We start from the raw sequence: 18748 nt of genomic DNA, 5'->3' as shown, positions 1-18748 counted from the left end.
AAGTAAACAATATGACAGCAAAAAAAGTTACCGGTTCACAAGCATTGATCCTGTCGCTTATGGAAGAAGGGGTGGATACCATTTTTGGGTATCCAGGCGGTGCAATTATGCCCGTTTACGATGCGTTGTATGATTTTGACAAAGAGGTAAAACATATTTTAACCCGCCACGAACAGGGAGCCATTCATGGAGCCCAGGGCTATGCCCGCGTCACCGGCAAACCTGGAATTGTTTTTGCAACCTCAGGCCCTGGTGCCACTAACCTGATGACAGGAATTGCAGATGCAATGATAGATTCAACTCCGCTTGTATGTATTACCGGACAAGTAGCCGCGCCACTTCTGGGAACCGATGCTTTCCAGGAATCGGACATTGTGGGTATGTCGATACCGGTTACCAAATGGAATTACCAGATAACTACTCCAGAAGAAATTCCTGAAGTAATGGCACAGGCATTTTATATTGCCACAACAGGCCGTCCGGGTCCGGTTTTAATTGATGTAACTAAAGATGCACAATTTGGTGTACTGGAATATAAATACGAGAAATGTAAAAAAATCCGCAGTTATGTGCCGGAAACCAATATTGATCCGCACCAGATTAAAGCCGCTGCTGATTTAATAAACGAAGCTAAAAAACCATTACTGTTTGTTGGCCAGGGAATTATTCTCAGCAGTGCTGAAGAAGAAGTAAAAGCTTTTATCGAAAAAACAGGAATTCCTGCAGCCTGGACCTTATTAGGACTTTCTGCACTGCCAACCAACCATCGACTAAATGTTGGTATGTTGGGTATGCACGGAAACTATGGACCAAATAAACTCACCAACGAAGCCGACCTGATTATTGCTGTGGGAATGCGTTTTGACGATCGTGTTACCGGCAAGGTTAGCGAATACGCCAAAAAGGCCAAGATCATCCACATTGAGATAGATCCGGCTGAAATTGATAAGATCGTTAAAACAGACGTGGCCGTATTGGGCGATGCCAAAAAAGCATTAAAAATGCTTATCGGCAATGTACATCCCAACACGCATGAAAGCTGGCACAACGAATTTAAAAAATGCGATGCCATTGAAAACGAAAAGGTTATTCAGAAAGACCTTTACCCAACAAAACCGGGTTTAACAATGGGAGAAGCCATCAGAATAGTTTCTGAAAAAACTAATAACGAAGCTATTCTTGTTACCGATGTTGGTCAGCACCAAATGATCGCTCAGCGTTATTTCGGATTTAAAAAATCACGAAGCAACGTAACCTCCGGGGGTTTGGGAACAATGGGATTTTGTTTGCCCGCTGCCATGGGAGCGCAACTTGGAGCACCAGAACGTACTGTTGTTGGAGTGGTTGGCGACGGTGGTTTTCAGATGACCATTCAGGAACTGGGCACAATTGCGCAGAACAAGTTGCCGGTAAAAATCATGTTGCTGAATAACAACTTCCTGGGAATGGTAAGGCAATGGCAACAACTATTCTTCGACAAACGCTATTCGTTTACCGAACTGCATAATCCTGATTTTATCCTTATAGGTAAAGGATTTGGTATTGACGGCCACACCGTTGACAAACGCGAGGATCTGGATGCAAGTATTCAAAAAATGCTCGACCATGATGGTCCTTATTTACTTGAGGTAAAAATTGAGAAAGAAGACAATGTGTTCCCGATGGTTCCAACGGGCGCATCAGTTTCCGACGTAATTTTAGAGCCTTAAATTCGTAACCTGAATAACGAAAAAAAGTAAAAAAATGAAAAAAGAATATATCCTTACAGTTTATTCTGAAAACCACATTGGTCTTTTAACCAGGATCACAAACGTTTTCACACGCAGAAAAACAAATATCGATAGTCTTACCGTATCAGAGTCGGCATTGCATGGCATTTTTAAATTTACAATAGTGATACACTGTACCGATGCTATGGCGATAAAACTGGTTAGCCAGATTGAAAAGCAAATCGATGTATTAAAAGCTTTCTATCACACCAATGATGAAATGATCTTCCAGGAAATTGCTCTGTATAAAGTTCCAATAGAGCCGATTTACGAGAGTGATACCATTGAAAAGATCGTGCGTAAAGCAGGCGCCCGTATTCTTGAAATTACCAAAGACTATGTGGTAATTGAAAAGACCGGTCATAAGGAAGATACACAAGCGCTGTTCGAAGAATTAAACCAGTTTAAGGTAATGCAGTTTATCCGCTCGGGAAGAGTTGCGATAACACGCGACCCAATTGAGCGTTTGTCCGAATTCCTGAAAGAGCGCGATGCGTTTTTAACAAGTTTAGATTAAAAAATCTATAGTCCAAAACTACCTGCCCGTCAGCTTTTCTGACGGGCTTTTTTTTTCATTTATATTTAACAGGCAAACGAGAGAATTTTTATTTGAGTGCATTTTCCCGTCACGGGAAATTAATTCCAACTTTCAATTTTCATTTCCTCTCCGTGCGAAATCAATTTGGATTTTCAATTTCAATGTTCCTACTAAGCTAAATCGAAATCAAAACATCAACTCTATTCCTGTTTGTATCTCGCAACAAATCGAGAAAAGTGATCTGTATTTCACTTCAACCATAAAATAATCCAATCTTAATTCTTTTGTTAAGCACCACAATTATATCATTTGTCATACAAATTCCTTAAAAAGATTTATCAACTTTGTAAAAAACTGCACTTTTACAATGAAACATCTAATCGACAAGATTGATATCTACCAATCTCCCATCAAATTAAAAGAACCTTTTGTTATTTCATTAGGCCCCATGTATCACGCCCAAAATGTGATCGTTGTTATTCACACAAACCAAGGCATTACAGGCTTTGGCGAATGCAGTCCGTTTATGACCATTAACGGAGAAAGCATGGAAACCTGTTTTATTGTTGGTCAGTATCTCGCCCAGGTTTTAAAAGGGAAAAACCCGGAAGACATTGAGGCTTGCACGCACGCAATGGACAAAACTATTTATGGTAATTCGAGCATAAAAAGTGCTTTTGATATGGCGTTGTATGACATCTCAGCACAAAAGGCCGGTGTGCCACTTTATCAATTCCTTGGAGGACAAAACAACAAGGAAATGCAAATTGATTACACAGTAAGTCTTACCAATCCGGAAAAAATGGCTGCCGATGCCAAACGCATTGTTGATAACGGTTTTGAGATTATAAAAGTAAAGCTTGGCCACTCGAAAGAACAGGATGTGGAAAGCATAAAAAAAATACGCGAAACAATTGGTCCGAAAATTCCGATACGTTTAGATGCCAACCAGGGATGGAAAACCGAAGAAGCACTCGATATTTTAAAAGCACTCACACCTTATAAAATACAACATTGCGAGGAGCCTATTCCGCGTTGGGACTACATGGCCCTGCCTGAAATCAGACGATTCAGCCCTATTCCTATTATGGCCGACGAAACCTGCTGCGACCATATCGATGCAAAAAGACTGATCGATTTGTATGCCTGCGACCTGATCAATATTAAACTGAGTAAATCGGGCGGTATTTTTAAAGCGATGAAGATTGTCCAACACGCCAAGGCTGCAAAAATGGAAATCCAGGTTGGCGGTTTTCTGGAAACGCGTTTGGGATTTACGGCAGCAGCCCATTTTGCTCTTTCGTCAAAGAATATTGTTTATTACGATTTTGATACACCGTTAATGATGGAAGAAGATCCGGTTAATGGAGGTATTCTTTATGGCGAGAAAGGTAAAATTACCATTACCGAAACACCTGGACTGGGCGCCAGCATTAAAGAAGATTTTCTAATGGGATTAAAAAAGATAAGCGTTTAAACGAAGCGAATAACCAGAAAAGACGCAAATATCGCCATTTCGTTTTCACACATTATTACGGCCTAAAATATTGCTTACTTTTTGTTAACTTTGGTTTGAGAACAAAAAAAGCGTGTGATGAAAACGAGGTGGTGTACATTTCTGATCTTTCTGCTCATTTCCGGGTTTATTCCTTCCGGTGTGTTGTTTGCCCAGTTACCGGTAACGCGCCAGGATACAACGCCGCTAAGTGATCAGATAGAAGAAATTACCATTACCGCATTTCGTTCGCCGTACAACATTTTTAATACGCCGGCACCGGTAAATTTGCTGCAGCCCGAGCAACTGGAATCGGGCGATGCGCTCACTCCCATCGATGCGCTGAACCGCATTCCCGGCATTTTGATGCACCACGGAACATTTAACACCAACCGTTTAACCATTCGCGGAATTGGCTCGCGCACACCGTACGGCACCAACAAAATCAAGGCTTATTTTGGAGAAATTCCATTAACTACAGGCGATGGCGAAACGGTTCTGGAAGATCTTGAAAACTCGGCTATCCAACGCGTTGAAATTATCAAAGGGCCATCATCGAGCTTATACGGTGCCGGACTTGCCGGCGTATTGCTCTTTCATCCAAAAACGGTGGTGAAGGATTTTGTTCAAAACAAAACTACAGTGGCTTCGTTTGGAACGTTTAAAAACACGCTGTCGGCCGGAGTTACTGCCAATAAATTACAGATTTACACGCTTGGGGCATTGCTATCGAGCGATGGTTACCGCGAAAATAATTCGACCACCCGGGGTAATCTGCTTATTAATTCGATTTACAATTTCTCAGAAAAATCGAACCTTCAGTTTTTGCTAAAAGCCACAAAAATGAAAGGTTATATACCGAGTTCGCTCGATTTGGATACCTATGAAAATAATCCGGAAAGTGCCGCACAAAACTGGGCTTCGGTAAGGGGATTTGAAGAATATACGAACTCGCAGTTTGGTGCTTCGTTTAACCGTTTTACACTTAACGACGGGAAAATATCAGTTGGCGTTTTCGGAAGCATCCGCGAGTTGGATGAACTGCGCCCTTTTAACCGACTGAAAGAATCATCAGACTATATCGGCTGGCGCGCTTACATTCAAAAAGTTATTGCCACCGAAGAGTTTCGTCTGGTAATGACAACCGGAGCTGAAATGTTCCGCGAAACCTACGACTGGCAAACTTTTGACAATGATAACGACCAACTTCTTTCGGACAACAATGAAAAACGCCAATACGAGAATCTCTTTGTTCAGTTGGAATCGAACATTAAAGAGCGCGTATTTATCTCTGCCGGATTAAACGGGAACCTCACGCGTTTTAAATACACCGATCATTTTACCGAAAACGGCGACCAGTCGGGCAACCGAAATTACAAACCGGTTTTGTCGCCGCGTTTGGGTGTTAATTTTCTTTTGAATCACGAGAATTCTATTTATGGAAATATCAGCCATGGATTTTCAACGCCTTCATTCGAAGAAACTTTGATGCCTGAAGGCAGTATTAACCCCGACATCAAACCGGAATCGGGATGGAGTTTTGAAACGGGATTCAGAACCCAAATTACCAACCGTTTTAAACTTTCAGCAAGCTACTACCGCATTTATATCGACAACCTGCTTGTGGCGCACCGCACCGGCGAAGATGCTTATGTGGGTGTTAATGCAGGGCAATCAGTGCATCCGGGTTTTGAAACCGAATTTACCTGGGTAACCATTACGCACAAACGAAATCCATTGCTAACCCTATACGGTAGCGCCACATTGGCCAACTATCATTTTAACGATTTTGTGAATTTGGGAAACGATTATTCCGGCAATCTTCTTCCAGGAACGGCAAAAGAAACCTTTACTGTTGGCTCCACTTTTATACCGATCAAAAATATATCAATAAACGGTTGGTATCGCCATAACGGCAAAATGCCTGCTGACGATGCCAATTCCACTTTCTCCGATGCATTTGGATTAACCAATGCAGAAATCAGGTACGAAGGGAAAAAGGATAACTTTAAATTTGATATACGCGGAGGCATTCAAAATATATTTGATATTCATTATACCTCAATGCTGGCCGTTAATGCCCCATCGTTTGGCGGCAATCCACCCCGCTATTACTATCCCGGAAATCCGCGAAATTTCTATATCAGTATATTAATTGGTCTCATCGGAAATAACACACCTTAAACTATTTCGCAGAAGAAATCGCAGCTAATCATTTCCTATGGCGATCACCGACTTTTGTGTTCTGAAATACAAAACATCACCATTTATTGCAGGTGAAGCCATAACCACATCATTCATTTTATTGTGCTCCAAAATTTCAAACTCAGGGCCAGCCTTAACAACAAATACATCACCCTGTTCGGAACACAAATACACCTGCCCGTTAGCGGCCACACCCGAAGCCGTAAAACCACCAACCGATCCAAGGCTCTCTTTATACATCAACTCACCGGTGCTTGCTTTAAACACACTTAGTGATCCGTTTCCCTGCAGATTATATAAATAGCCGTTATAAATAAGAGGAGTTTGCATATACGCGCCACCACGTTTTATACTCCAGACTATGCTTTCGTTCTCTGTTTCATTATCCCCGAGTGTTATGTCGCCGGTTGCATCGGTTTTAACGGCATAAATTGGCGAATAGCGGCCATGTGCATTATTAATAAATATCAAATCGTTCACAATTACCGGTGTTGGTGTAGGAACATCGCCCCCACCGCTCATTTTCCAAATTTCTTCTCCGGTTTCAAAATCATACCCTCCCATATGTTTCCAGCCGTTTACCACCACCTGTGTTTTTCCATCTTTCTCAAACACCGTTGGAGAGCTCCAGGTTGAAACTTCCTCACGGGGTGTTTTCCATTTTTCTTCCCCGGTATTTACATCGTAGGCAGCCAAAAAACAATCGCCTAAATAATCGCATTGAACGATGACTTTATCGTTGTGAATTATTGGAGAACTTGAAAATCCCCATTCCAGTTCGGGAGCATTGTAAGGTCCTGCATTCATTTTATCGAATTCCTTTTGCCAGGCCAGCTCACCATCCATGCTGTAACAGAAAAGCCCGTTTGAGCCAAAGAACACAACCACGTGTTTTCCATCGGTTGCAGGTGAACCATCGGCGTGCGATGCTTTTGTATGACGTTTTACTTTGGGAACGCGTTTGGTGGCCAGCTTTTCCCAAACTATTTCGCCCGTGTTTTTATCGAGGCAATACAATTTAAAGTCATGAACCGACTCGTCTTCCACAGCATCGCCATCGCCATATAATCCGATCTTTACTTCATTATCGCCGGAACTGCTTATTGCTGTGGAAATAAAAATTTTATCGTCCCAAATTATTGGGCTTGAATGTCCCAGTCCCGGTATTGGAGTTATCCAGAGAACGTTATCTCCGGTTTCAACATTCCAGCTACTAACTGTTTTTGCATTTTCAACAAAACCTTTGGCAAACGGCCCCCGAAACGATGGCCATTGATTGAGATAATTTTCTTGCGAAGAAGCGGTGAAAACAATACACACCAATAAGAATGCGGTACAAAGTAGTTGTTTCATTTATCAGTTTTTTGGTATACATCATAAAATTAGACAAATGAAACAACTAACAAAGGTGGTATCCAAAAAACTTTATTTTGCAATAATTTTAATCGTTGTTCTACGGTTTAACCTGCGTCCTTCAACCGTTTCGTTGGTAGCTACAGGTTTTGTATCGCCATATCCTTCCGATTGCAAACGACCGCCTGGAATACCATTTTCAACGAGGTAGTCAACTACCGATTTTGCCCTTAATTTCGAAAGTTCAAGGTTACTTTCCGGATTACCCGAACTATCGGTATGTCCCTGAATCTCGACTTTTAAACCACTGTTGTTTTTCAAAAAGTCAACCAGTTTCTGAAGTTCCGGCTCTGACTCGGAAAGAATAGCAAACGAATCGGTTTCATAATAGATATTGTGAAGATCCATTTCGGCTCCAACTTCTATCGGCTCCAATTCAATGTTCAGAATAAACGGATCAGTTAAGGAATTCTCATCCGCCAAACGCATGGATTGTGAGTAAAACATAAACCCATCTTCCGAAACATTAAATGCATAATTACGGCCAACGGGCAATGCCAGCATAATCTGGCCATTTTCATCGGCCTTTTCGATGCGCGGCTCACTTACGGCAGAATTCAGGTTAAGCAGTTCGATATCGGCCATAACCGGCTGTTTGCTTGTCTTATTTGTCACTTTTGCCTTGATATAAGTTACAGGTCGCGGCTGCAAACCACGATCGAGGTTAAACGAAAAAATATCAAGCCCGTTATCCGATTCTCTTGCCGACGAAAAATAGGCAATATCGCCAATCGAACTAATGGTCAGGCCCATATCATCTTTGTAGGTGTTTATCGGGTAGCCCATATTTTTCATGTTCTCCACCTTGCCGTTTTCGTTTATTTCGGCGGTAAACAAATCAAGTCCTCCCATACCAACATGTGTATCGGAAGCAAAGTAAAAGTTATGGTTATTGGCATGAATAAACGGTGAAATCTCATCGCCTGAAGTATTCAGCGCCTCCATGTTTTCTGGCATTCCCCACTGCGGTTTTCCTTCGGCTGAAAATCCGTTAAAAGCAATTCGCCAAATGTCTTTTTGTCCTTTTCCCCCTGTCCGGTTACTTGAGAAATACAGGTAACGGTTATCCGACGACAACGAAGGTTGTCCTTCCCACGACGAAGTATTTAACGGCGCTCCTGCATTTTGCGGCACAGTCCATTTGCCTTCAACCAAACGCGAGAAATAAATATCGCAGCTTCCCAATCCGTCTTCGCGGTTACAGGCGGTAAAGAACAGTATTTTTGAATCGGCGGATAATGTTTGTGCACCTTCATTATCTGAAGTATTTACATCGCCCATTGGCACGGCATTGTCCCAGTTGAATGAATCGATCTCAGCCATAAAAAAATCTTCCTGTGGCCTGCCACCGTCTTTCATCAATCTGGTAAACACCAGATGTTTTCCATCTAATGAAGGCGTAGGCCAATATTCATCGTTGGCGGTGTTTATTTCATCGCCCAAATTAGTGGGTTCAAATGCCACGGGATTCTCGATGCTGTTTATGGCAAAACGACAACTGGCTATTTTACAGGCCAAAAGAAACTGTCGTTTCTCCGGGATATTTTTATTTTCCGTATATTTTTCATAAAAACTGAGTGCTTCAGAATACATGCCCAGTTTGTAAAAAGCTTCTCCAAGTCTGAAATCGATAAGCGGGTTATCATCCAGCTCCACGGCTTTTGTCAAGTGCTTTATTTCCAGCCGCGATGAGTCGATATCTTTATAAATTTCAGCCAAAAGAAGATGCGCCGGTGCGTACTCCGGATCTTTCTGTAAAATCTTGTCAGCAGCCTCAATTGCTGCCGGATAACTATCTTCCACATAGTACTTTCTGGCCTCTTCAAACAGCTTATCTGAACGCTTATTATCCTGTGCCAATGTGCCAATCCAGCACATTCCACAGATTACTAAAAATAGAATGTTTTTTAATCTACTCATTGCTAACATCTTACAATTACTTTCGTATAAAAGCACAATTTGGTAAAAATAATAAACGAATGATTTGTTTTATTTATTTTTTTTCTATTTTGCCTACGTAAATTTAATTAATATAACAGTTTTACAATTAATGACATTGGTTTGCTGACGTGATGAAAAAGAAAGTGAACAAAACCCGACACCCGGAATTGGACAAATTCGACCGAAAACAAAAAAAACACGGTGGTTCCCGTGAAAAAAGTTCAAAACATAAATATTCTATTTACGACGAATTCGATGAGGATGACGATGACGATATGTTAGAATATTCTTCTGATTTCGACGACGACGAAGAATAATCTCTTTCCATATTATTTCATCTTTTCTGCAAAGCAGAGGCTGCAGATCAATTAATCGTAAAAGGCCTCAATACCGGGGTACTGGTAACGTGCTTTGGCTATTTTCTCAGGAAAAACAAAGTACGAGAGTTCTGCTTTTGCACACTCCTCGCCGCTTCCGTCGTATAGCGATGCGTCTATTTTCGCTGTACGTCCTTCGTGCGATACCAGTTTTCCTTTTATGGTTACTTCACCTTTTGAAACTTTCACCGGTTTTAAATAACTCACCTGCATATCAGTGGTAACACCTGCTGTTTTTAGTTTTAACATTACAACCCAACCGCCAATTTCGTCGAGTAAAGTGGCCTGAATTCCGCCATGCAAAACACCTATCCAACCTTCGTAACTACGCTCCGGCTCCCATTTTGTGATAATCTCGCCACCATCTTCCCAGAATTCGAGCTGAAGGCCCGCACTGTTGTAAGGCGAACATGCAAAGCAATTGTATTCACCAATGTTCTTAGGATCTTTCCAGGGATTTTTGATTTTTTTCATGCTTAATAAATTAACATTTGTAAGCTCACCCCCTGTCGCTTCTTCGGCGCTCCTGTCCTCCGTCAGCTGACGGAGACAATCGGAACGAAGTTACGATAGGGGTTAACAAGTTAGTTGTGATAAAATTTCCTTAACCAAAACGAGCCGGTATAAACCAGCTCGCTTATCCAACTATATTAATCTTCTAATTATTTCCTAAAATAATAGGTAGTCCATCTTTGCCACCACCAATTACAATAACTTTCGAATTGGGCGACTCTGCCAGCGATGTTGTTGCCTCAATACCGCGTTGAGTTAAGATAGCATCGGTTAAACTCGCATTAATAATGCGGTTATAATTGGCAATACCTTCAGCCTCAATCCTGCGTCTCTCTGCTTCCGACTCTTCACGTTGCAAACGGAATTCGTAAGCTAACGCTTCCTGTTCCTGCTGCAGTTTATTTTCAATTGCACCTTTTATCTGAGCAGGTAGATTAATTGAGCGGATTAACAAAGCACGCATATCGATAAAGTTTGCACTTAATGCTTTTTTTGTTTCTGTAATTATAGTCTGCTCTACTTCAGCCCTTCTTGTAGAATAAATTTCTTCTGCAGTATAACGACCGGCAACCTGGCGTACAGATGACCGAACTTCGGGAATAACCAATACATTTATAAAGTTGACTCCAAATTGTTCGTGCAAAAATCCAATTTTACTATACGAAGGATTAAAACGTACGGTAACATCCACATTTACAGAAAGTCCGTTTTTGTCGAGCACATCCATTGTTTCATCGCGCTGTTGTTCCCTTACATTATACACTTCCAATTCGTTCCATGGAGCTATAATATGGAATCCTTCCCCAAAAATATTATCCTTATCCAAACCGGTGGTGTAAGGTTTAAAAATTACTGCCTTTTCACCAGGCTTTAATATTTTAAACATGCGGCCGCCAAAAAGCAGCAAAACAATTAATGCAACAGCACCTACTACCAGGTAAGATGATTTAAAATTGAACTTCATAACCTTTTTTCTTTTATATGATTAGGCAAATGTACAAAGTTTATAGAATGTGTGTTGCCTAAATTATGTTTTATTTAAATACTTCGCAGATAGCATTGTTGAAAGCGCTATTCTTTTAATTTTGATGATGAAAACTCTGGTCAAAAAAAAATGAAAATATAAAAAATGAAAAGGCTGCTTTTACTAACGATTGCGTTCCTGGTGGTTAGCACCTCGTTCGCGCAACATTTTTTCGATACTGATTTTAATACCCGCAAGAAATACATCATTCTTTGCGACCCCACGGTTAATCGTATAAAAACCATTCAATACCTTACGGATAATAACATTATGCAGGTAAATAAAAACAAGGTGAAATTTGTTGGCGTTTATTACGAAGGGCAAAAAACCGATTACACAAAAACACAAGAATACATCAACGAAAACAGGCTCCATAATTTTTATCTGCACGAAATTACGGGCGAGCTTAACGAGACAAATTTGTACGAGGAAAACGATGTTACAGCCCAGCTAAAAAAGGTATTTGACAATTCGATCGGAATTATCTTTTTTGGTGGTGCCGATATTCCTCCGGCCATTTATGGCGAGGAAAATACAAAATCCGATGTGTTCACTCCTGCCCGTCATTATTACGAAGCCACTTTTATGTTTCACTTGTTGGGAGGCTACCAGAACGAATCATTTAAACCCTTCCTTGCCGAGCGGCCGGATTATGTGGTAACCGGTTTTTGCCTGGGCATGCAAACCATGAATGTGGGTACCGGCGGGACATTGATCCAGGACATTCCTGCTGAGGTTTATAATGCCGAAACGCCCGAAGAAACCGTTGCAATAGGCCGTGCCAACATGCACCGCAACTACTGGCAGTTAATCGAGGAAGATTCGCTTTTTATGGGTATCAACCTGCACACCATTCAATTTACTGACAACCCGTTTTTTGGAGAAACCATAAAAATGTCAAAGAAAGCTACTCCACGCATTTACAGCAGTCACCACCAGGCCATTGAAAAGCTGGGAAAAGGTTTGGAAGTAACCTGTTTATCGACCGATGGTAAAATTATTGAAGGAGTTGCGCACAGCACTTACCCACATGTATTTGCCGTTCAGTTTCATCCTGAAGTATCGGCTTTATACGAGGACATGGGACTAAAGATTTTTCATCCGGATGATGAGCCAAAAACCTATCATGATATCCTTGGAAAATCAGATGTGAAATTTCATAAAGATTACTGGAAACATATTTCCGAATCGTTTAAAGACGTAAAAAAGTCGAAATTGCGTTGAGGGTTTCAACAAAATACGAACATGCCGATTGGCTGAAAAAGAGAAGCCCGGAGTTTGAATTTACATCAACTCCGGGCTTCTCTTTTCCCCGACTCTTTATAGCTTCTGCCAAACTGAGATTTCAACCACCGAAATCTCAATATTACGGGATGATATTGCTTTTGCCGCGGTCAGGTTAATTGGCTCGTTCACCAATTCAAAATTATCTTGCAGCAAAGCTTTTATGCCTTCAAAGGATGTTACCGGCTCTCCATCCTGCTTAAACGCTCCCGGCCAGTTTTCGCGTTTTATATTGTTCTTTTCCCAGTCGTAGCCTGAACCCAAAATAAAAATTCCTCCGGCATTTAATCGTTCGTGAATGCGTGTCAAAAAATGTTTCGGATTATATAATTCTTCCAATAAGTTTATGGCTAAAATTACATCGTAGCCACTGTAAATTGGTTTTAGATTGTTGGCATCAGCCTGCATAAATTGCAGGTTATCTTTCGCATTCAACCCAAGTTCTGACAATTGCACATCGTTATAATGCACCAATTCACCTTCATCTTTTGTAATGTAGCGAACAAAACCCTGCTCCTGCAAATGAATCGCCATTCGTATAAAACGTGCCGAAAAATCAATTGCTGTTATCTGTTTAAAAGAATCGGACAATTCAAAAGCTGTTCGTCCGGTATCGCAATTCAAATCGATCATTTTCAGCGACTTTTGATCACTAGCATATTGTTTACAGATTTCGGCAATACTTTTAGGAAAATTATCGAAGCCCAAAACCGGCTTTCCATAATTAAATTCACACGATTGTGCCACTTCCGAGTCAGTCTCGTACGAGTCATTACGGATAATCAATGGATTTTCCGATTCTACCAAACGAAATCCGGCATGCTGATAAAAATGACGGCGAAAGGCATAACGGGCATGCCAGGTAGCTTCGTTTCCGGTTGAAATCCACGAACCACCTCTTATCATGTTGTGTTTGCCATCGAAAGTTGGCGTTGAAAAATCGTCGTACAAAGGGTGCACTTTAAATCCCGGATAACCTGTAACCGGCGTTTCCGTCCATTGCCAAACATTTCCGATGATATCATAAAAATCACCTTGTTTAAATTGATTTACCGGGCATGGCGACACAAACTTCTCCAAACCAATATTTGCCGCAACAGTTGCAAAATTAGCATCGTTTATGCCGTTTTGTTCCGCCAGTCGATACCATTCCGCTTCGGTTGGCAAACGATAAGTTTTACCTGTTTGTTTTGTTTTCCAGTTGGCAAATGATTTTGCTTCCAGATAATTCAGCTCAACCGGCCAGTTCCAGGGCATTTCAATTTCCTGATCAAAAAGCCGCAAAAAATATTTATCAGCATCTTTTCGCCAAAACAATGGAAATTCAGCTTTTTTGTATTGGCACCAGTTCCAGCCTTCCTCAGTCCAGTATTCTTTTGTTTTATAACCACCGTCATTAACGAACTCAAGAAACTCACCATTTGAGACCAGATACTCCGACGCTTTAAAGGCATCAACCTCTACCTGATGCTCCCCATATTCCACATCCCAACCGTAAAATCGGTGATCGTATGGTTTTCCGATAATCACTTCTCCTCCTTCAACGTTTAACATGTGGTTTTCAGGTGCATCTCCTGACTCCTTACATGGAGCATCGAAAACATTTGGTTTTAAATATTTCAGCGGTAATTGCCGTATCAGCACCGACGAAGTTTCAATATGAATGCGCTCATGCTCAATTCCCATCATAATTATCCAAAACGGATTTTCCCAGTTAATGGGTAAAGTCAGCGGAGTTGAGTCGATTACCTTTAACACCTCTTCTTTTACTTTCATGCGGTATTCAAACACCTCTTTTACGGTAGGCCAGTCATAATTCGATTCGTTTAAATCGTCCCAACTCATTTCGTCAACACCAATGGCAAAAACTGATTCGAAATGGGAGTCAATTCGATGATCCAGAATTTTAGCCAGCACCAGTTTATTGATAAAAAACACAGCGGTATGTCCGTAATAAAATATTAGCGGATGTCGCAACGGATCGGCCCTGCGATAAAAAGCTTCATCGGTTTTTAAATACTCGTATAGTTTTTCATCGAGCGTATATGTTTTCAAAAAGTAATCGCGGATTTCTGCCTTTTTTTGTTCGGCATCTCCGTTAATCAAATCGGTTGTATGGGTTATCAAATTGTTCATAATGTAATATATCCTTGAGAATCGGGTTTTAAAATATTAACGAATATAATCAGCATATAGCAAATCAACGATCATAATTGTTTAAGTTATTGATAAATATTGAGTCGGAAAATCAGCTGAGTTGCTGATGAAGATAGATCTTCTGGAAATCGAAAGTACCACTTTTATCGGCCAGTAATTTGGGCTGAACGATTGTTGCACAAACCTCGAAACCCATTTTTTTGTACAAACCAACAGCAGCTTTGTTTTCTATCCAAACCCTTATAAAAGAATGGTCAAACTTGTTTCGATCTGCTTCTTCAAGAAAAAAGGTCAGTAACCTTTTACCTATCCCCTGCCCTTGTTTTGATTGTTCAACCATCATTTCAGCAACATAAACCGAACGTGTCACATCAAAATCGTGTGCAATTTCTTCGGGCAGCAGTTCATCAAAACTGAAAGGTGTTAACAGAATTGCGCCGGCTAATTCATTTTTCTCCATGGCAAGAATCCCATATCCAACATCAAAAATCGATTGAAGGTATGCTGCAGTTTCTTCTTCAGAATGATACTGAAAACTTTTACCTGCCGAAAATGAATCGATGTATAAATTCACCAGATCGTTTTTATAGGCTTCAAATTTCAGTTCATCGATATTTATAAATATCATGTAGCTGTTACTTTTTCTGTTTTAGAATTAACACCAAACAGCTCTTTCTGTTTTATAAGATTGATTTAAAATATCTTTTCTATTTTTGCGGCCGCATTACATATACGATAGCAAATGAGTTTTTTTAAAGAAATACAACGTCGTCGCACTTTTGGAATTGTGAGTCACCCGGATGCCGGGAAAACCACCTTAACCGAGAAACTACTTCTTTTTGGTGGAGCAATTCGCGTGGCAGGTGCTGTAAAAAGCAACAAAATTAAAAAAGGTGCCACTTCCGATTTTATGGAAATCGAGCGCCAGCGTGGTATTTCTGTGGCTACTTCGGTAATGGGTTTCGAATACAACGGATACAAAGTAAACATTCTGGATACCCCGGGTCACCAGGATTTCCAGGAAGATACTTTCCGCACGCTTACCGCGGTCGACAGCGTAATAATCGTTATTGATGCAGCAAAAGGGGTTGAGCCGCAAACCGAAAAGCTGATGAACGTTTGCCGGATGCGCAAAACGCCTGTTATCGTTTTTGTAAATAAAATGGACCGCCCGGCGGGAGATCCGTTTACCCTGATGGACGAAATCGAAGACCAGCTAAAAATTAAAGTGCGGCCGTTGAGTTGGCCAATTAACAATGGTCCCGACTTTAAAGGTGTTTACAACATATTTAATCGCAGCCTGAAACTTTTTACACCCGATATTCAGGAAATTGAAGAGCGTATAAGGTTTGAAGATATTTCGGATCCGACTTTGGAAGACCACATTGGCGAAGATGCCGATGTACTGCGCGAAGAACTGGAACTGGTGGAAGGAATTTACCCGGAGTTTAACAACGAAGACTACCTTTCGGGAGAACTGGCACCAGTATTTTTTGGTAGTGCACTGTATAATTTTGGGGTGCAGGAATTACTTGATTCTTTTGTAAAAATTGCACCAACGCCACAACCAAGCCAAACGGAAGAACGCGTTGTAAAACCAGAAGAAAAAGGATTTACCGGTTTTGTGTTTAAAATACATGCCAACATCGATCCGAACCACCGCAGCCGGATTGCCTTTGTAAAAATCTGCTCGGGTAAATTCGAAAGAAATAAAATGTATAAAAATGTTCGGCTGGGAAAATCGTTCCGTATTTCGAGCCCGACCGCATTTATGGCTTCGCAAAAAGAAATTGTTGAGGAAGCTTTCCCTGGCGATATTATCGGTGTGCCCGATACCGGAAACTACATTATTGGCGACACTGTTACCGATGGAGAAGATATCCACTTCAAAGGACTGCCGAGCTTTTCGCCTGAGATGTTCCGTTTTGTTGAAAATGCCGACCCAATGAAATCAAAACAGCTGGCAAAAGGAGTTGACCAGTTGATGGACGAAGGTGTTGCACAGCTTTTCACCAGTGTTTTTAACGGACGCAAAATTATTGGTACTGTCGGACAACTTCAGTTCGAAGTTATTCAGTATCGTTTGGAACATGAATACGGTGCAAAATGCCGGTTCGAGCAGCTGTCGATGCACAAAGCTTGCTGGATTCAGTGTGACGACCAAAAAGTTCTGACTGAATTCAAGAAACGCAAACACCAGAAAATGGCAAAAGATAAACTGGGTCGCGACGTTTTTATGGCCGATTCATCTTTCATTTTACAAATGGCACAAGACGAATTCAAAGACATTAAGTTCCATTTTACTTCGGAGTTTTAATGGTTCTGTCATTTCCTTCTTCAAGCGGAGGGAAATCTCTACCTTTGAAATAAAAACAGAATCAATAATTAACTTTTATGGATACAAGTTTTTACGACAGTAGTCTATTCATTTATCTGCTACTTCCGGGCTTAATTTTTATTTCGCGAATCGCTGACGTAACTATTGGAACCATTCGTATTGTAATGGTATCGAAAGGCCACAAACTTTGGGCTCCTATCCTGGGATTTTTCGAAGTGTTAATTTGGCTGATTGCCATTACAAAAATTATAGAAAATCTCGACAACTGGCTTTGTTACATTGCCTATGGCTTGGGGTTTGCTGCCGGAAATTACATCGGTTTACTCATTGAAGAAAAACTGGCGCTGGGTATAGTTAAACTACAGATTATTACAAAAAAGGATGCCAGCAAACTGATAGAAAATCTGAAAGTGGCGGGATATGGTATTACCCATCATAATGCACAAGGAGCAAACGAAAAAGTTAGTATTATTCACAGTATCATCAAACGTTCGGAGATTAAGAAAGTAGAGTCGATTGTAAAAACAACCAACCCAAAAGCATTCTATTCGGTGGAAGATATCAAATTTGTAAATGAAGGTGTCTTCCCTATTCCCTCGGCTCGTTTCCGTTTGCGTAAAGGAAAATAATTAACTTACCGGCATTTCATGTAAACTTTAATCATGAAGAGAGATTTGTTTTGACAACTCTCCCTTATTTTTTAGATATTTGTGCCCACAAATTTGAAGCAAAGAATGAGTTCGATTATCAACGATACAAAATTGGCAGCCAAACTAATCGAAAATGGTGAGTTGGTGGCTTTTCCTACCGAAACGGTATATGGTTTAGGTGCAGATGCATTTAATGCCGAGGCGGTTGCACAAATTTTTGCAACAAAAGAACGACCAACATTTAATCCGCTTATTGTGCATATTAGAGAGGTTTCGGAGCTGGAAAAACTTTTTGTTGAAATTGATGATGCGCTACTTAAACTGGCAGAACATTTCTGGCCGGGCCCATTAACAATTGTTGCCAAAAAGCAAAAATCGGTACCCGATATTGTTTCCGCAGGATTGGATACGGTGGCCGTTCGGATGCCGGCCAACCACACAGCCCGGGAACTGTTAAAACTTTCCGGAAAGTGCATTGCAGCACCCAGTGCCAACCGGTTTGGAATGTTAAGTCCTACCACTCCTGAGCACGTTCAGAAACAACTTCCTGAGCTAAAATGTATACTCAACGGCGAACTCCCAAAAGTAGGTATCGAGTCAACAGTTATCGAACTGTGTCAGGGAGAATTTAAAATACTGCGCCCCGGATTTATTACAGAGCAGGATTTACTGAAAGTGCTTCCGCAAAGTAAAACCACGGAAGCCAATTCGCCGATCAAATCGCCGGGGCTTTTAAAATCGCATTACAGCCCCCGCAAACCCATGTACCTTTTCGGCAATGAGCCGGAACATCTGGAAAACAAAAAATATGGTTTTTTGGCATTCTCTGAAGTACAAGAGCCAGAAAAGTATCACCTGATTGAGCGTTTATCAGACAACGGAGATTTAGGCGAAGCTGCAGCAAAATTCTTTGAAGCACTGCATCGTTTGGAAGATTCGGATGTTGACCTGATAATTGCAGAACCGATACCTGAAGTCGGTATCGGAATTGCAATTATGGACAGGCTAAAAAAAGCCGTTTATCAGTATCGGGACAAATAAGCT

The 18748-nt window shown here is 41.0% G+C and carries 15 protein-coding genes; 9 read left to right on the top strand and 6 right to left on the bottom strand.

Going from position 1 to position 18748, the window contains the following annotated elements:
- Window positions 1–11: 11 nt before the first annotated feature.
- From ilvB to G4420_RS12550, 4 genes are all read left to right on the top strand, one after another.
- Entirely contained in the window at window positions 12–1709 is a 1698-nt protein-coding gene (ilvB, locus tag G4420_RS12565; protein WP_163323984.1) for a biosynthetic-type acetolactate synthase large subunit, read from the top strand.
- A gap of 34 nt (window positions 1710–1743) precedes the next feature.
- The gene (gene ilvN, locus G4420_RS12560; protein WP_163323983.1) at window positions 1744–2286 is read left to right on the top strand and encodes an acetolactate synthase small subunit; all 543 of its coding nucleotides are present in this window, start codon (window positions 1744–1746) and stop codon (window positions 2284–2286) included.
- Between the two features lie 388 nt (window positions 2287–2674).
- A complete protein-coding gene (locus G4420_RS12555; protein ID WP_163323982.1) occupies window positions 2675–3784 on the top strand; it encodes a mandelate racemase/muconate lactonizing enzyme family protein in 1110 nt (369 codons plus the stop codon).
- A gap of 117 nt (window positions 3785–3901) precedes the next feature.
- A complete protein-coding gene (locus G4420_RS12550) occupies window positions 3902–5986 on the top strand; it encodes a TonB-dependent receptor family protein (protein ID WP_163323981.1) in 2085 nt (694 codons plus the stop codon).
- A gap of 24 nt (window positions 5987–6010) precedes the next feature.
- Here the strand turns inward: G4420_RS12550 and G4420_RS12545 are convergent, their stop codons facing one another.
- On the bottom strand, window positions 6011–7360 hold the full coding sequence (locus G4420_RS12545; protein WP_163323980.1) for an outer membrane protein assembly factor BamB family protein: 1350 nt from the start codon (window positions 7358–7360) through the stop codon (window positions 6011–6013).
- A 72-nt stretch (window positions 7361–7432) separates the two neighbouring features.
- Window positions 7433–9340, bottom strand: coding sequence for an OmpA family protein (locus tag G4420_RS12540; RefSeq protein WP_163323979.1), 1908 nt, complete (start codon window positions 9338–9340; stop codon window positions 7433–7435).
- A gap of 152 nt (window positions 9341–9492) precedes the next feature.
- Between G4420_RS12540 and G4420_RS12535 the strand changes: the two genes are divergently transcribed.
- Window positions 9493–9678, top strand: a complete 186-nt coding sequence (locus tag G4420_RS12535; protein WP_163323978.1) for a hypothetical protein — start codon at window positions 9493–9495, stop codon at window positions 9676–9678.
- Window positions 9679–9729: 51 nt separating this feature from the next.
- On the opposite strand, the gene G4420_RS12530 is transcribed toward G4420_RS12535, so the two are convergent.
- The gene (locus G4420_RS12530) at window positions 9730–10212 is read right to left on the bottom strand and encodes a PaaI family thioesterase (RefSeq protein ID WP_163323977.1); all 483 of its coding nucleotides are present in this window, start codon (window positions 10210–10212) and stop codon (window positions 9730–9732) included.
- A 184-nt stretch (window positions 10213–10396) separates the two neighbouring features.
- Window positions 10397–11215 carry a prohibitin family protein gene (locus tag G4420_RS12525; protein ID WP_163323976.1) on the bottom strand — a complete coding sequence of 273 codons (819 nt, stop codon included), beginning with the start codon at window positions 11213–11215 and terminating at the stop codon, window positions 10397–10399.
- Window positions 11216–11380: 165 nt separating this feature from the next.
- On the opposite strand from G4420_RS12525, the gene G4420_RS12520 reads away from it, so the two are divergent.
- Window positions 11381–12499: a gamma-glutamyl-gamma-aminobutyrate hydrolase family protein gene (locus G4420_RS12520; protein ID WP_163323975.1), complete on the top strand. Its 1119-nt coding sequence runs from the start codon at window positions 11381–11383 to the stop codon at window positions 12497–12499.
- Window positions 12500–12595: 96 nt separating this feature from the next.
- On the opposite strand, the gene ovoA is transcribed toward G4420_RS12520, so the two are convergent.
- Complete coding sequence (gene ovoA, locus G4420_RS12515) at window positions 12596–14695, bottom strand: 5-histidylcysteine sulfoxide synthase (protein WP_163323974.1); 2100 nt, start codon at window positions 14693–14695, stop codon at window positions 12596–12598.
- A gap of 112 nt (window positions 14696–14807) precedes the next feature.
- Complete coding sequence (locus G4420_RS12510) at window positions 14808–15344, bottom strand: GNAT family N-acetyltransferase (protein WP_163323973.1); 537 nt, start codon at window positions 15342–15344, stop codon at window positions 14808–14810.
- Window positions 15345–15458: 114 nt separating this feature from the next.
- On the opposite strand from G4420_RS12510, the gene G4420_RS12505 reads away from it, so the two are divergent.
- The 3 genes from G4420_RS12505 to G4420_RS12495 all read left to right on the top strand — a co-directional run bounded on the left by G4420_RS12505 (window position 15459) and on the right by G4420_RS12495 (window position 18745).
- On the top strand, window positions 15459–17033 hold the full coding sequence (locus G4420_RS12505) for a peptide chain release factor 3 (RefSeq protein ID WP_163323972.1): 1575 nt from the start codon (window positions 15459–15461) through the stop codon (window positions 17031–17033).
- A gap of 77 nt (window positions 17034–17110) precedes the next feature.
- Window positions 17111–17683: a DUF2179 domain-containing protein gene (locus G4420_RS12500; protein WP_163323971.1), complete on the top strand. Its 573-nt coding sequence runs from the start codon at window positions 17111–17113 to the stop codon at window positions 17681–17683.
- A gap of 105 nt (window positions 17684–17788) precedes the next feature.
- Window positions 17789–18745: an L-threonylcarbamoyladenylate synthase gene (locus tag G4420_RS12495; RefSeq protein WP_163323970.1), complete on the top strand. Its 957-nt coding sequence runs from the start codon at window positions 17789–17791 to the stop codon at window positions 18743–18745.
- Window positions 18746–18748: the final 3 nt, after the last annotated feature.

This window comes from Draconibacterium mangrovi (genome assembly GCF_010586825.1).
Classification (GTDB): domain Bacteria; phylum Bacteroidota; class Bacteroidia; order Bacteroidales; family Prolixibacteraceae; genus Draconibacterium; species Draconibacterium mangrovi.
This window is presented reverse-complemented; position numbering and strand designations above follow the sequence as displayed.

Bases quoted from the DNA above. Each gene is read 5' to 3' on its own strand.
- ilvB (WP_163323984.1), top strand. From the start codon at position 12: ATGACAGCAAAAAAAGTTACCGGTTCACAAGCATTGATCCTGTCGCTT.
- ilvN (WP_163323983.1), top strand. From the start codon at position 1,744: ATGAAAAAAGAATATATCCTTACAGTTTATTCTGAAAACCACATTGGT.
- G4420_RS12555 (WP_163323982.1), top strand. From the start codon at position 2,675: ATGAAACATCTAATCGACAAGATTGATATCTACCAATCTCCCATCAAA.
- G4420_RS12550 (WP_163323981.1), top strand. From the start codon at position 3,902: ATGAAAACGAGGTGGTGTACATTTCTGATCTTTCTGCTCATTTCCGGG.
- G4420_RS12545 (WP_163323980.1), bottom strand. From the start codon at position 7,360: ATGAAACAACTACTTTGTACCGCATTCTTATTGGTGTGTATTGTTTTC.
- G4420_RS12540 (WP_163323979.1), bottom strand. From the start codon at position 9,340: ATGAGTAGATTAAAAAACATTCTATTTTTAGTAATCTGTGGAATGTGC.
- G4420_RS12535 (WP_163323978.1), top strand. From the start codon at position 9,493: ATGAAAAAGAAAGTGAACAAAACCCGACACCCGGAATTGGACAAATTC.
- G4420_RS12530 (WP_163323977.1), bottom strand. From the start codon at position 10,212: ATGAAAAAAATCAAAAATCCCTGGAAAGATCCTAAGAACATTGGTGAA.
- G4420_RS12525 (WP_163323976.1), bottom strand. From the start codon at position 11,215: ATGAAGTTCAATTTTAAATCATCTTACCTGGTAGTAGGTGCTGTTGCA.
- G4420_RS12520 (WP_163323975.1), top strand. From the start codon at position 11,381: ATGAAAAGGCTGCTTTTACTAACGATTGCGTTCCTGGTGGTTAGCACC.
- ovoA (WP_163323974.1), bottom strand. From the start codon at position 14,695: ATGAACAATTTGATAACCCATACAACCGATTTGATTAACGGAGATGCC.
- G4420_RS12510 (WP_163323973.1), bottom strand. From the start codon at position 15,344: ATGATATTTATAAATATCGATGAACTGAAATTTGAAGCCTATAAAAAC.
- G4420_RS12505 (WP_163323972.1), top strand. From the start codon at position 15,459: ATGAGTTTTTTTAAAGAAATACAACGTCGTCGCACTTTTGGAATTGTG.
- G4420_RS12500 (WP_163323971.1), top strand. From the start codon at position 17,111: ATGGATACAAGTTTTTACGACAGTAGTCTATTCATTTATCTGCTACTT.
- G4420_RS12495 (WP_163323970.1), top strand. From the start codon at position 17,789: ATGAGTTCGATTATCAACGATACAAAATTGGCAGCCAAACTAATCGAA.